This is a genomic window from Clostridium sp. (assembly GCF_036660475.1).
Classification (GTDB): domain Bacteria; phylum Bacillota; class Clostridia; order Clostridiales; family Clostridiaceae; genus Clostridium_J.
Map to the genome: position 1 here is coordinate 58,514 of NZ_JAVXAO010000010.1, position 15,540 is coordinate 74,053.

The following is a 15,540-nucleotide window of genomic DNA, read 5'->3' on the forward strand; positions in this document are numbered from 1 at the left end:
AATCACTAAGTTTTATTTAGTAATAATGTTTAGAAATTTAATTAATTTCTCCATTGTGTTATTACTATTTAATAAACTTACTCTTTTTAAATTCTCAACTATTCGCTTTTTATTGGTTGGATAATTTATGAGGTATTTAATTTTTTCACATAACTCAATTTCCTCACTTACAATATATCCTGTTATATTGTTATCTATCTGCTCTCTAGCCCCCGTAAAATTAGTGGTTATAATAGGCTTATACAAACACTTAACCTCTGCCAATGTTAAGCAATATCCTTCATGTCTTGAAGTTTGGACATATATATCAGCAGCATTCATATATTTATAAGGATTTAGTTTTGTACCTAACAAAATGAAATCATCTTCTAACTTATACTTTTTAATTAAATCTTCACATTCACATCTAAAGTTACCCTCACCTATACAATACCATCTTGCCTTATAACCCTCACTTTTCAATTTTAATAAAGTTTTTATGGCCATATCTTGTCCCTTTTCTTTCGATAATCTTCCCACAGTTATAATTTTTGTTCCTTCATAATCATTATCTAAATTGCACTTTTCTAAAGCCATTTTTCTAATTGTTTCATATGATATTACATTTAACATAACTTCCGATTTACCACTTACACCTGGTATTATTTCATCTAGTCTTACTTTTGCTTCCTGTGAAACAACAAAAACTTTATCATAAAGAGCATATAGTTCTTCATATAACTTTTCATTAACACGATGCTTTGATATATCGAAATGTACCCATGCAACCTTTTTCTTTGCTTTTACCTTATGACTTATATATGTGTCAATAATTTCCGTTGGGCCTGCATAGGAAATAGCTACATCATATTCCTCTTTATTAAATGGTATTTCTTTAATAATATGTTTGTAGTAATAATATCTATCATCTAATGCTTTAGCTCGATAGTATGCATAAACAAAAGCTGGTATTTTCCGTAGTTTTCCTTTTCTTAAATATCTTTTTATACTATCATAAGGAGATCCCATTATTATTAGTTTAATATCCTTAAACCACTGTGCCTCTTCTACTTTAATATGAGCTGGAATATACTCTAAAAATCCTCCCCATTTATTAAGCATCAAAATTGTTATATCATACTTATCCTTTGGAATGTTATCTAATAATGATAATAAGGATTTCTCAACTCCACCAATATTCATGCTACTTACCATAAATAAAATTTTCCTCTTCAATGCACTTATGCTCCTTACTATTTATTAGTTAATTTCATCAACTTTGCTATGTCACTATAGTTATTGATCTCCAAAGCTTCTACATTAGCTGTTATATATTTAAATAACTCTTTATCATCCAATAATCTTTTTACACTTTCATAGATGCTTTCTTTAGTCACTTTACACACTAACCCAGTCTTCTTATGTTGTATCTGCTCTCTAGCTCCAGTAAAATCTGTAGCAACTATTTGATTGTTAAAACATTTAGCTTCTGCTAATGTAATGCAATACCCCTCATGCCTTGAAGGTTGTACATAGATATCACAGTCTTTCATATACGGATAAGGATTCTTCTTACTTCCTAACAGTATAAAGTCTTTTTCTACTTTGTATTCTTTTATTAGCTCTTCACATTCTTTTCTATAATTTCCTTCACCTATGCAATACCATCTAACCTTATATCCTTCAGCTTTTAAATTTGCTAAAGCTGGTATTATTAAATCCTGTCCTTTTTCTTTACTTAACCTTCCTACTGTAAGAATTCTAATTCCATGAAAGTTATCCTCATATGATACTCCTTTATTGGCTAACTCTATTATCTTTTTCTTTGATACAATATTATGAAATACCTCAGTGCTATTTTTCAGCTCTGGAAACTTGTTAATTAGCTTCCTTCTTCCCTCTTCAGAAACCACAAAGGCTTTATCAAACTTGGGATAAAGAGTCTTAACTAACTTTTCATTAAATCCAACCTTAGTAACATCAAAATGAATCCATTGAACTTTTCTCTTAGCTGATATTTTTTCATGTACAAAATATGTTATAAAATCCATAGGACCAGCATAAGCCACTGCAACATCATATTCTTCATTTAAAACTTCAACATTTCTTAAAATATACTTATTTAAATACAATGAGTTATTAGAAATCTTGCTTATTCCATAATGATAAGTCATTGCTAAAGCTTTAGCATATTCCCTTTCTTTCATAAGCTTCTTTATCATTACTAGAGGCGGATTACTAACATAAGGTTTCACCTCACTATATTCATCCACATATTTAACATTAACCCAAGCTGGTATTTCATCAAGGAAACCACCAAATTTCTCTAACATAAGAATAGTGACATCCCATCCCGCCTTATCTATTTCATCTATCATAGAAAGAAGTGCTTTTTCCGTTCCCCCTATATTCATATTAATAACCATGAATATGATTTTATTCTTCATAAAATATCAGCCTTTCTTTAGGTTGTTTCTATAAGTTCATAAAACTTTTCAATTTCTTCTGTATTTCCCTTTTTCTCGTTTTCCAAGTATTCTATAATTGAATTAGTTAACTCTTTATCATTAATTAATCTTAATATTCCATCACAAACAGCCTGTCCATTCATATCTACTACTAGCCCATTTTTCTCATGAAGCATTTGAGTAAACACAGCATCAAATCTTGTGGTTACTACTGGTTTATTCAACATTCTGGCTTCTGCTATAGCAATTCCAAAGCCTTCAAATTTCGAGGTTTGAACATAAATATCACAGTCATCTATAAATGGATACGGATTAGACTTTACTCCGATCAATTTAAAGTTATCTTCAATTTTCATCTCTTTAATCCACTTTTTTATCTCTTGTTCTTGATAACCCTTTCCAAGTACATACCATCTGAAATCCACTTTATTCTCCTTTAATCTTCTGCATGCTTCGACTGCTATATCATACCCCTTTTGATAAGCAAGTCTTCCTATTGTTAATATCCTTAATCCTTCAAAATTATCTTTATACCTTTCACCTGTAGTAGACATATTATTAATAATTTTATAATCATTAATATCTAAAATTACCTTCATCTTATTTTCATATTCTGGATAATTCTCTATAAATATTTCTTTAGTAGATTCAGATACTGCAACTATATTATTAAAACAGTCATAGTATTTTTTCTGAAATTTATGTTCCTCATCTTGTAATCTATAACTCACATTAACCCAAGCATACTTTTTATTTGCTTTTATCTTATCAGCTACATAAAAGGTTGGAACTCCTTGCGCATAACTTATGGCTATATCGTATTTTTTCTTAGATTGTTTTATTGATTTTGAAGCGCACTCCCAAAATATCCTTGCCTTCTGAGCAACTGTATAATTTGCTTTTCTAATTTTATATGAATATAAAATTCTGGAGTGTAACTTTGTAATATCAAGTTTAAATACTGACCTTAATATTGCTGTTTTAATACCCAAGTTTGAAAAATTTGTGTATGGTAATGGCTCTAGTAAATTCACTTTGTTTGGTAATAACTTTTCCAAATCCCCACCATAACCTAGCAGTTGTAAATCCACTTCATAATTTGAGTAATCTAATAAATTTAGTAGGGTTGTAAGGCTCTTTTCAGCTCCCGCACAATGCAGTGAATCTATTACAAATAATATTGAGATACTCATAACTCCTCCACATTAAGTAATTAATAATACTAATTAGATTAAATTTCACTGTTTAAGCAATATATTTATTTTCTCTATTTCACTAATAGAGTTATAAGTACCAATTAAATTTAGATTAGTTAATATTAAGTTAATACATGTTTTATCCTTTAAATACCTTTGTATTCCAGTAAAAAGAGCTTTTGGTGTTTGGTCTACTACTAATCCATCAACTTCATTTTTTATAATTTCTTTAGCTGTGTTAAAATTTGTACACACTATAGGTCGTTTCAATATTTTAGCCTCTACAACAGTTAATCCAAATCCTTCTTTCTTTGAAGGCTGAACATAGATATCACAATTTTTCATATATGGATATGGATTAGCTTTCTCTCCTAATAGGATAAAATGATTTTCTAATCCATTCTCTAATATAATTTTGTTCATCTTTTCTTTATCGGGACCATCTCCAATAACAAACCACTTAAAATTGCATTCATTATCCTTTAATAGTTTTGCAGCTTTTATTGCCGTATCATATCCTTTATGCACAATCACTAATCTTGCAACTGTCAGTATATTTATTGAAGTTTTATCTTCAAAAGGCTTCTTCTCTTCTGCCATAGTTTGTATTAATTTTGAATCTACTACATCCAAAATTACCTCTAATTTAGATTCATAATTTGGCTTTATACGTATTATTGATTCTTTTATACTGTTAGAAACAACCACTACCTTGTCATACTTAGCATAATACTGTTCATCATATTGTTTATCATACATTGTTGTTTCATAATCACAATTTATCCATGCATACTTTTTCTTCGCCTTAACTTTATCAGCTACAAAATATGTTGGTAACCCTTGACTATATGCTATTGCTATATCATATTCCTTTCTCATATTCTCTAGCAAAGAGCTATGGCTTTTATACAAAATCTGTTCAGTGTGAAGAGGCTTTGCTTGCCTTATATTTTTTCTTAGATTAATTGAAGTTTTAATTCTAAAAAATTTAAATTTCGATTTTTTTATAAATCCTTCACTATCTTTATGATTAACTAAATATCTATAATAATCCAATTCTTTTAATATATTTACTTGACAAGGTATATATTTTTCAAATTCCCCGCCTTTTCTAATCATTAACAAATCAACTTCATATTTGCTATAATTTAATAGATTTAAGAGTGAAACCAAACTTTTTTCTGAGCCACCAATAGTCAATGAATTTATTACAAATAATACTTTTTTCACTTATATCCTCCTACTAAGAATCCCTATATCGCAGTTCTTATTTTAGCTGCAAAACTATAAATGTTTAAATAGCTAAATATCATATATAATTTTATAAACATTATTCCCTTCCAGCTATACCCCATCATTTTCAAATATCTTTTAAGTTTTCTGTTAATCACCAATTCTTTTTCTGCATATTTAAAATATTTTTCATCACGTAGCATCTTATGTTCCTTTATAATATTTTCTCGTAGCGAATTAGAACCAAATGTTTTTATATAGTTATAGTTCCATTGTTGAAAAAATAATAACATAAGAGGTGCAGTATAATAAGCAACTTCTTTTTTATTAACTTTATTAGAATATTGATAAATATATTTAATTAAATTTGCAGTACGCTTCATTGCTCCCTCTTTATATTCTCTTGTTGTTGAACCAACTCTTTCTAATCCATTATAAAATACATTTTTAACTGTTATAATTTTATTAGAATTTAAAAGTATACAATAATTAAAAAGTGCATCTTCACTCCCTACTTCTTTAACATTTTTAAATCTAATTTTACTATTTTCAATTAAACTGCGGTTGTATATCTTATTGCAGGATGATACTGTGTGTGGATAAAATAAGTGATTAATGGTATAAGAAACAAAATCAGAACTTATCTCAATAACTTCTTCTTCCTCAACATATCTTATGCTTCCAATCACCCCATTCTCATCATAAATTTTTCTACTACATACTCCTATATCTGCACAATTTGAAATAGCTAAATAATACAGTTTTTCATACATATCACTATCTATCCAATCATCTGAATCTACAAATCCAATATATTCACCTGCTGCAATATCTATCCCCTTATTTCTTGCAACTCCTTGTCCTGAATTTTCTTGATGAATAACTACAATTCTATTATCAATACGAGAATACTCATCGGCTATTACACCACTTTCATCGGTAGATCCATCATCTATTAGTATAATTTCAATACATTTTAAAGATTGATTTATTAATGAATCAATACATTTACTTAAATATTGTTCAACATTATATATGGGAACTATTACACTTATTTTTGGTTTCATTCTATTTCTCTCCTTCTAATATATATTTCTACATATCACAAATAGCTTCATAAGTACGCTTGCAGTTTTCTTTATCATATAAAGAAAAAAATTCTTTAGCCCTTTTAATATATTTTTCATCTGTTTTTAAATTTATCAAGGTCTCAATTTCACTTATCAATCTCTCTTCATCCTTTATTACTTTTCCAAATCCATCTCTACTACAATCAAAGTACCCCTTTTCAAAGTGTTTACCATAATATTTTTCTTGATCAAATTGATAATATATCAAAGGTTTTCTCATGTATGCAAAATCAAAAGCAATACTAGAATAATCTGTGATCAATATTTTAGATGTTTTTAACAATTCTTGAAGATTACTGTTTTTTCTACTTACAATTTTAATGTTATCTGAATTAACTTTGAATAATTTTATAAATCTTTGCATTTCAGGATGCGGGTAAAAGATTAATTTTATGTTGTATTCTTTTAACGATTTATTCAATCTAGAATTATTTATTAAGGAATTATAAGTTTTAAAGTACTCTGATTCACAAAACTGCGCTTCGTCTTTTAAAACATCATTCTCTTCATTAGTCATTCCTAACCATTGTCTCCAAGTTGGCATTACTAATATTTGATTTTTTTCATTATTATTATGTAAATTATCAAACCTGCAAAACCCTAAATATTTCACATTTTCATCTGGATATCCATAATATTGTTTAATATACTCATATTCCGGTTTAGCTCCACAAATAAAATTTCTGTAGTTAGTGTTTTCATATTTTAAAAATGGAAGCATTTCCTTTGTTATCCCATGTTGCAAAAACACCTTTTTCTTCTTTATAAACCTTTTTTTCTCTAACCACCAAAGTATCGGCGCTTCTGGAACTCCAAAAAACTGAAAAGCTGAAATATGCTTGTCCGATAAAAAGTAATATATATAGTGTTTTAAAGAATTATGGTGAATAACGGTCTCATACTTTTTAATCTTTTCATATGATTTGGAAGTCTTATCAATAATGTAGTATACTTTTTTTTCTGGATAATTCTCTCTTATGTACTTGTATAGATGGTATCCATTATCCTCTGCTTCATCTCTTCTCTCAGAAATTAACCAAATATCTCTATTTTCTTTCTTTAATTTCATAAATTTTGATGATATATAACCAATGAATATTTTAGAAAAATCCTTTACGTGTTTCTTAAGCTTCATGTTACCCTCCTATCAAATTCAGTCTTTTCTTAATATTGTATTTCAGCTTGTTTATCCCATATATACAGTGAGAAAATCCACAAACCATCTTAATATTTTCACTATTCAACAGATACTTTAGTATTTTTTCATTCATATTATTGGTTTGAAACATTCCTTTATACTTTTTAAAATAATTTTCACTAAACATGTACTTAAAATTTCTTATTTTTTCTTGCCTTCTATATCCATGTTTTCTATTATGCTGCATTATAGAAAAAGAAAACACCAAGTTTTTTGTTCTTTCACACAAAATTGAATCTATATACCCTTCACTATATCCATTAAAAATAAGTATGCTTTTTATCTCATTCATAACTTCAATCATGTTATTGAAATAATTAAAGTTTATTCTTGATGAAATACTGCTCTCATTGGTTCTATTGTAATTGTATAAGCTTTCTTCTATAGTTCCAAATCCCCTACATTTCATCACATATTCAAGGACAAACAGCATGTCTTCACACATATATATATCTGGATTCATTTTTATATTATTTGCTTTTATAATGTCATTTCTAAATATCTTTCCCCAAAGAGTTCCACCAACCCCTTTAAATATTCTACTTATGAATTCATCCTTTTGTAAGATAGAACTCCCATTATAAAAATCATTTAGGTTAATAACTCCATATTCAGATATATCTATATATCCACATACTGCTATATCCGAATCATTTTCAGTTACTGATTTCACTAAATAATTTATATATTCAGATTCAACAGTATCATCCGAATCTACAAAGGTTACATACTCCCCATATGAAATTTCTATTCCCTGATTTCTCGAATATGATACCCCTCTATTATTTTGAGTAATATATTTAATTCTAAAGTCTTTTTCTAAATAACTCTTAATAATTTCATCCGTTTTATCATTGGATCCATCATTAATTATTATTATTTCCAAACTGGAATAACTTTGACTTAAAATACTATCAATACATTTATCAATATATCTTTCGCCATTGTAAACTGGTACTATTACTGAAACCGTCATATTATCACCCATACCATAAATATTAATCAAAATTTTATCACATCAATTTATATATTTTACTCATTTCTTCCATATTTCCATAATTACTATTTCTACAACCCTCCTCCAAATCCTTCTTTTTATGTATATTTTTGTAAATAATTTCTATGCCGTCTGTTATTCCCTCTATAGAAAGCTCACATATATATCCATCTAAGCCATTTTTTAATTGACTGCTGGCTGTTGTATAATTTGTTATTACTACAGCTTTCCCTAGTATCTGTGCTTCCGTAACTGTAACAGCCCTTCCTTCATACCTTGAAGGTTGTACGTAAATATCACAGGCTTTCATATATGGATAAGGATTTACCTTCTTTCCAAGAAGAATGAAGTCATTTTCTAACTTGCTCTCTTTAATTAGATTTCTAATCATTTCTTCATCACCACCATAGCCAACTACATACCAACGGATATCAGTATTTCCCCTATCATGAAGAATTTTTAAAGCCTTAACTGCATTGTCTATTCCTTTTGCTGTAGATAGCCTTGCAACTGTCATTAACTTAAAGGACTTATCTTCTTTAAATTGCTTTTCTATTGGTTCTTCTGCCATAGTTCTTATAAACTCTGGTGAAACTATATTTTCCATTACCCTTGCTTTTTTATAAAGTGTTGGATACTTTTTTAAAAAAGCATTCTTACATTCTTCTGATACCGCTATAATATAATCAAACTTGTGCCACATAGATAGATCTTCTTCAGTATCCGTATGTATTTTAGAATAATCTGTATGGATCCAGGCAATTTTCTTATTAGCCTTTACCTTATCAGCTATAAAATAATGAGGCCACAAATAACTTATTGCCACATCATATTCCTTTTCCAAAGAAGGCAAATATTTAAGTGAATATTGCCACATTCTCTGCATTTGAACGCAACTTTCTTCTTGTGGATTAAACTTTTCATCATATTTTCCGGCATTCCTTTTAGCCTTTAATCTAGCATAAGCTAGTTTAAAGTATCCTTCCTTTAAAAGCTGTACTATTGATTTTCTGAAGGAAGCATACTCTGGAATTTCTTTTAATAAATTAAATCTCCCCTTTAAAAACTTCATGAAATCTCCACTATGTTTATAAAGCATTAAATCAACTTTATAATTATCGTAGTCAAAGTTTTCTAACATATTTATTAAGCTTCTCTCTACTCCTCCAACTTCCATATCAAAGGATGTTATCAATATATTTTTCACTACTTTCACCCATTTCCTCTATCTCTCCATTTAAACTATAAATTGAATAGAGTGTATTTTTTATAGCTCCTATGGTATATCCTTTATTTTCAAAGGCATCTCTTATCTGCGCCTTATCTCGCTTTTTATGATTTACTACTTTTAGGATACTTTTGCTCCAAATCTCAATATTTGCTTGAAGATTTAGCTTTTTTATTAAGCCTATACCCAAATCTGCCTCAGGCTGAATTGCTTGAGATGTTATACATGGTATTCCTGAGGCTTGTGCTTCTAATAATACTAATCCAAGACCTTCATATGTGGATGGAAGAACAAATACATCCATAGATTTAAAAATTCTCTCAACATCATTTCTTATTCCAAGTAAATACACATTATTCTCAAGATTATACCTCTTAATACCTGATTCTATACTTTCTCTTAAATCCCCATCTCCAACTAAAATGCACTTAACCCTAGGATTTCTTCCAACTAAATCTGCTATTATTTCAAGTAGAAAACTATGATTCTTCGCTGGTATGAATCTTCCTATATGTCCTATTACAATGTCATTTTTAGCTATCCCTAACTCTCCTCTTATAGATCTATCTCTATCCTCATAATCAATAAATTTTTCATAATCTATACAATTAGGAATGATACTACATCTTTTAGTTCTCACAATTCTATGTCCAAATAAGTATTTTCCTGCTGCACCACTGCAGGCTAGCAAATTAGTAGAGAATATTCTTATTAAAATTCTCATAACCGTAATATATATCTTTCTAATCCATGTAATACTATTATCACTGGTAGTATGGGCATGTGAAACTCTAACCTTTACTCCTGACAAAAATGCCGCCACCATAGCTATTCCAGAGTTAAACAACATATGAGTATGCACTGCATCATAGTGTCCATTATTTTTTATAATCTTTCTTAGGTCATTTATTGATTTAAAGAATCCTGATTTATTAGGCTCCTCTAGTCTAATTACGTTTCCACCAAGAGCCTTTATCTCCTTATCATAATAAGATTCCGTTTGTGAGTAAGAGATAAAGTCGAAGATTATATCATTATTAACTTTTCTGTATAAGTTTATTAACATTGTCTCAGTTCCACCCATATTCATTGCACCTGTTACATGTAATATTTTCTTCTTCACATTATCCCCCCCATATTATTGATAATTCTTTATTATCGTAAAAGAAATCTTCCCATTTAAATACTCCTTTATAGACCATATTCATAGTAATAACTTGATCATAATAAAAGAATATAAAATATCCACCAATTAATCCCAAATATATTAATCTTCTTTCTTTTCCAACTAAACAGTTTTTTATTATATATGGTAACAAAATAAAACTATATAATTGAAAATACATTGTAAATCTTGCAAATATCCAGTTAAATGATGAAAATAACATTATAATCAAACAAATAATATTCATGTTTACAAACACATCACCATATTCCCATTTTTCTTTAATTACATCTCTTTTTAAATATGCTAAGAGTACAGGTACAATAAATATAGCAATCCTCAAGATATTAGCTCCACCTTCATTAAATGAAGCATAATCAGCATATCTTGTGCTTCCTAACAATTTCATGCCAATGGTCATAACTGGTTGATATAAAAATAATCCAACTAAAGTTAACCCAAATAATATATTAGTTGCTCTTTCCCATGCTTTTGCTCTTACAACAAAATATATTGGAATATAAATTAATGCCGAATTATGTATTGTACTCATAAGTAAAATTAATATCAGAAATCTTTTAAAATCGCCATTAATGATATATTTTGTTCCCCAAAATATTATTGCTGCCGCTAAACTCTGCCTTATTCCATTCATTGTCACTATATAATACCCTGATGTTATATACATAAATATTCCTAATTCAAAATAGCTATCTTTGCTATAATTATAAATTGTATTAATATTTAATACGTTTATAATTATGGATGTAACCATAAGCATAAATTGAGGATCTGATGAAATTCCTTTAAGTATTTTTAAGAACAATATAAACCCAGGTTCATAGCCTCCCTTTGCATCATAACCTGGCCCTATTAAAGTGTATAAATGTTTATACATACCTGTATCCCCTATACCACTTCTTAGTCCAGAAACTAGTGATAGTATAGCAATAATTATTATCACGAAAAACAATCCAGCTTTTTCACTTCTCTTTCTACCTATACGTGCTAATAATGAAAATATGTACGTTGATATTAATGTTAAATAAAAAACCTTCATGTTTTCTCCTTTCTATATTATTGATACTTTCTTATTTATATAAAAATATAATGCTACTCCAAATGGTATAGCTAAGAATGTTAACAACTTACATGGTGTTTCCTTTAAAAACTTCTTATTCCTTGACATAAGACTACTTGACGTATAATGTATACATTCTTTAAATCTGTATTTTAATGACCCCATTGGATTTTTCATATTTTCTATCCTGTAAAAAGCAAATCCCCTTGGGTTTCTTTTATATTGCCTTAACATATTCATACTAGAACCATCCTCTTGATACTCTACAATACAAACAACTTCATTCATTAATAAAACTTCATATTCTTGATCTAACTTATAATACTTATAAGCTAGGCCAACATACCTTTCCCCTTGAAATATTGGATAAGGATACTTTCTAGTTAAGTCACTTCTATAAATTAGTTTTTTATCTCCAACTATACCCTCTTTATGATACATTCCAAATACTGTAGAAGTAGTTAACCGTTGTGGAAACTTGGTCCCTATAACTTGTCCGTTTTCAAAGGCATCTAACGCTGCTATCCCTGCGTACTTATCTGAACCATTTACCCTCCAAAAACTACATATTTTTTCTACACCATCTTCAGGCATATAATCATCAGAATCGATGCAGGTATTTAATTCAGTGTCAATATTCTCATAGGCTGTATTATGTGCTCCATGCATTCCTTGATTTTCTTGATAAATGTATTTAATTCTCACTTTATCTTCTTTAATCCAATCATCCACTAGCCCGCTTGTATTATCTGTGGATCCGTCATCTATTATCATCCAAATAAAATCATCACTAATCTGCCTTTTATAGCTTTCATAGCATCTCGCTAACAAGTCTTGTCGATTATAGGTGGGAGTAAATATTGTTAATAACGGTTTCATAATTCCTCCTTAACATTCAATATCTAACTTATCATATTGATTTTCAACCTTATTCACATAATCCTTTATATTATAATTTTTATTGATAAACTTATATCCACTATTTCCATAGGCACTAATTAAATTCTTATCGTCTTTTATCTTTCTAAGTTCACTTACAAAGGTTTTATAATCTCCTTTTTCAATCAATACTCCAGTTTCTTTATTAACTACCTCACTTATACTACCTACGTTCATTGAAATAACTGGTTTCTTAAAAGCCATAGCTTCTAATATAACCATAGGTAATCCTTCATATGTTGATGGTAAGAAGAATACATCTATAATAGGATAAAATTTATACACATCCTCTTGATTTCCAGTTAAAATGAATAATTCTTCTAATCCTAATTTCTTTATTAGATTTTTAACCTGTACATCTTGTTCTCCACTTCCAATTAATAATATTATAGAATCCCTAAAGTTTTCTTTATACCCTACAAATTCATTAATAAATGGCAGAATCCCCTTTTGCTCTGATACCCTTCCAATAAAGCCTAATATATTTTTATCTTTCGGAATATTATACTTCTTTATAATTTCTTCACTTTTACTTGAATCAACACCAGTTATCTCTTCTATATCCATGGAATTTGATAATATAGTACTATTGTAAGTGTTAAAGTAATTTGTGTTTTTCTTGTAAAAGTCATAAACTACACTTCCACATGTTATGTTATAATCATATTTTGGCCTTATAAATGAATCTATTTTCTTATTAAATCCACCTTCTTTAATCCATGGATAACAGTTATGTATATGAGAAATAACCTTCACATCTAAACCAAATATTTGCTTAGTTAAATATCCCACTAAAGAAGCCATATTATCATGTGCATGAATTATCCTTATTTTATTTTCCTTAATAATTCTTCTAAGTCCTATAATAGTAGTTATTATACTCTTACTTGAAAATTTTAAGGAATAGCTCTTAATTCCATTCTTTTTAAAAATACTCTCAAGTATTTCCCCGCCACATACAACTACTGGTTCATACACCTTCATATTTTTACACATAATCAATGCCATCCTCTCAGCACCACTAAGCTTATTCATTGGCAATATATGCAATACTTTTTTCATGAAAAAATCCACCTCCCTCTAATCCTTTGTAAATCTCTAACAACTCACTCTTTATATTTTCAACATCATACTTCTCTATCTCATCACTAATCTTAAACTCTTTATCTCCATCCAAATAATACTTTACAATAGCATCTGCTGTTGCCTTCACATCTCCAATCTTAACCAATGTCCCAACACTTTCATTACAAACAATATCTCTACTGCCCCTTATATCAGTTGCAATAACCTTCCTTCCACTTGCCATAAGTTCCATTATATTTCTTGGTAGACCTTCCCTATATGATAACAGCACTCCCATATCAGCTATATTAATAATTTCATTAATATCATCCCTGAATCCTAAGAAAATAATATTGTGTTCAACACCTGCTTTACTTGCCTGATACTTTAAGTCTTGAAGCTTATCTCCATCACCCACACATATAGCTTTTATCATTGGATACTTATCCTTAAGCATCTCCATTGTATTTATTAATTGTATTTGATTTTTATTTTTATTAAATTCAGCAATCATTAATACTACAAAATCCCCATCCTTCAAGCCAATGTCCTGTTTCTTTACTGATATCTCTTGTGTTGACAACTTCCTATAATTTTTCAAATCAAGTCCCACACCATTTACTTGATAACACTTCTTTGGCTTTAATTTTTTCTTAGTTATTTCATAATCTTCTTTATTAATATTTATTGTCACATTTGTAAGCTTTGCCATAAGCTTCTCAAGCGGATAATAAATTAACCATCCTAGCTTCGAGCCACCCTTACGAAAATGATATCCGTGGGCTGTATATATAACTTTCAGCCTAGGAAACCTTAGTTTCAAAAGCCTTACATATATAGCTGCTACCGGAGTATGCACATGGACAATATCATACTCATTAATCCTCTGCATATATTTTAATCGGCTGAAAGCACTGAAATTTTTCATGCTTAAAGGATTCCTATTAAAGGGTATATCGTGCACCGTTATCCCACTATTCATAAAGAACTTGTCTAACGGCTTGTCTATGCAACATGCACAATCCACTTTGTAGCCATCTTTCTTTAACATTTCTATATGTGGTATTAAAAAAGCATTAATTGTTCTACTAAGAGTTGTTACATATAATATCCTTTTCATCAATGTCACCTTTTCTTATTATTTTTGCTGGAATACCTACTGCTGTAGAGTAGGCTGGTACATTTTTTACAACTACAGAACCCGCACCTATTATTGATTCTCTTCCTACTGTTAGATTTTGAATCACAGTGGCCCCAGATCCTATTAATACTCCCTCTTCAATAATATCTGCTCCAGAAATATTTACATTCCATAGAAGGGAAACATAATCTCTAATAATGGAATCATGTCCTATTCCACACTTAGGACTTATTATCACATGTTCACCAATATTAATATCTATAGTTAAAATGGCCCCTTCATATATTATTGTTCCATACCCAACTGTCATAAAATCATGAATTAATACCCTTGGATGAATTAGCGTTGCAAATCTAAATCTTCCATTCAATTTAGAAACTATATTTTTCTTTACCTTATAGTTTGAAATAGCTATAATAACATAGGTATTTTCATCAATGAATTTTATTGAATTAACATCCCCTATAACTTCATATCCATTTAAAACTTTGCCTAAATTATTAGGATTGTCATCTAGAAATCCAATTACATTCCAAGTTGGTTTAAAATCATTTATTTGCTGAATTATTAATGAAGCTTCTCTTCCAACTCCTCCTGATCCTATAATGACTATATCCTTCACTTTCTACACCTCTAATATCTCTATTCGCTATTTACGTTAATAAATTTTCTTTTCACTCTCACTTTCTGTGCTATCTAGTTATTTTATTTTTAGATTCA

At 29.1% G+C, this 15,540-nt stretch carries 14 protein-coding genes; all 14 read right to left on the minus strand.

Features of this window, described 5'->3' with window-relative positions; genetic code table 11:
• Window positions 1-12: 12 nt before the first annotated feature.
• From RSA29_RS13655 to RSA29_RS13720, 14 genes are read right to left on the minus strand one after another with little or no spacing between them, the layout of a single operon-like run.
• Window positions 13-1,215: a glycosyltransferase gene (locus tag RSA29_RS13655; RefSeq protein ID WP_346943319.1), complete on the minus strand. Its 1,203-nt coding sequence runs from the start codon at window positions 1,213-1,215 to the stop codon at window positions 13-15.
• 17 nt (window positions 1,216-1,232) lie between these two features.
• Window positions 1,233-2,426, minus strand: a complete 1,194-nt coding sequence (locus tag RSA29_RS13660; protein WP_346943320.1) for a glycosyltransferase — start codon at window positions 2,424-2,426, stop codon at window positions 1,233-1,235.
• Between the two features lie 17 nt (window positions 2,427-2,443).
• Window positions 2,444-3,640 (minus strand): glycosyltransferase, encoded by a 1,197-nt coding sequence (locus RSA29_RS13665; protein ID WP_346943321.1) that lies wholly within the window; start codon window positions 3,638-3,640, stop codon window positions 2,444-2,446.
• A 45-nt stretch (window positions 3,641-3,685) separates the two neighbouring features.
• Window positions 3,686-4,873: a glycosyltransferase gene (locus RSA29_RS13670; RefSeq protein ID WP_346943322.1), complete on the minus strand. Its 1,188-nt coding sequence runs from the start codon at window positions 4,871-4,873 to the stop codon at window positions 3,686-3,688.
• 23 nt (window positions 4,874-4,896) lie between these two features.
• The gene (locus RSA29_RS13675) at window positions 4,897-5,943 is read right to left on the minus strand and encodes a glycosyltransferase (RefSeq protein WP_346943323.1); all 1,047 of its coding nucleotides are present in this window, start codon (window positions 5,941-5,943) and stop codon (window positions 4,897-4,899) included.
• 28 nt (window positions 5,944-5,971) lie between these two features.
• Window positions 5,972-7,141 carry a CDP-glycerol glycerophosphotransferase family protein gene (locus tag RSA29_RS13680; protein ID WP_346943324.1) on the minus strand — a complete coding sequence of 390 codons (1,170 nt, stop codon included), beginning with the start codon at window positions 7,139-7,141 and terminating at the stop codon, window positions 5,972-5,974.
• Between the two features lies 1 nt (window position 7,142).
• Window positions 7,143-8,210 (minus strand): glycosyltransferase, encoded by a 1,068-nt coding sequence (locus RSA29_RS13685; protein ID WP_346944440.1) that lies wholly within the window; start codon window positions 8,208-8,210, stop codon window positions 7,143-7,145.
• Window positions 8,211-8,217: 7 nt separating this feature from the next.
• Entirely contained in the window at window positions 8,218-9,408 is a 1,191-nt protein-coding gene (locus RSA29_RS13690) for a glycosyltransferase (protein ID WP_346944441.1), read from the minus strand.
• On the minus strand, window positions 9,380-10,552 hold the full coding sequence (locus RSA29_RS13695; RefSeq protein WP_346943327.1) for a glycosyltransferase family 1 protein: 1,173 nt from the start codon (window positions 10,550-10,552) through the stop codon (window positions 9,380-9,382). Before RSA29_RS13695 ends, RSA29_RS13690 begins: the two co-directional genes overlap by 29 nt.
• A 1-nt stretch (window position 10,553) precedes the next feature.
• Complete coding sequence (locus tag RSA29_RS13700; protein WP_346943328.1) at window positions 10,554-11,654, minus strand: EpsG family protein; 1,101 nt, start codon at window positions 11,652-11,654, stop codon at window positions 10,554-10,556.
• Between the two features lie 12 nt (window positions 11,655-11,666).
• Entirely contained in the window at window positions 11,667-12,554 is an 888-nt protein-coding gene (locus RSA29_RS13705) for a glycosyltransferase family A protein (RefSeq protein WP_346943329.1), read from the minus strand.
• A 9-nt stretch (window positions 12,555-12,563) separates the two neighbouring features.
• Window positions 12,564-13,676: a glycosyltransferase gene (locus RSA29_RS13710; protein WP_346943330.1), complete on the minus strand. Its 1,113-nt coding sequence runs from the start codon at window positions 13,674-13,676 to the stop codon at window positions 12,564-12,566.
• Complete coding sequence (locus RSA29_RS13715) at window positions 13,642-14,799, minus strand: glycosyltransferase family 4 protein (protein WP_346943400.1); 1,158 nt, start codon at window positions 14,797-14,799, stop codon at window positions 13,642-13,644. The genes RSA29_RS13710 and RSA29_RS13715 overlap by 35 nt, the downstream gene beginning before the upstream one ends.
• Window positions 14,768-15,442 (minus strand): acetyltransferase, encoded by a 675-nt coding sequence (locus RSA29_RS13720; protein WP_346943331.1) that lies wholly within the window; start codon window positions 15,440-15,442, stop codon window positions 14,768-14,770. The genes RSA29_RS13715 and RSA29_RS13720 overlap by 32 nt, the downstream gene beginning before the upstream one ends.
• Window positions 15,443-15,540: the final 98 nt, after the last annotated feature.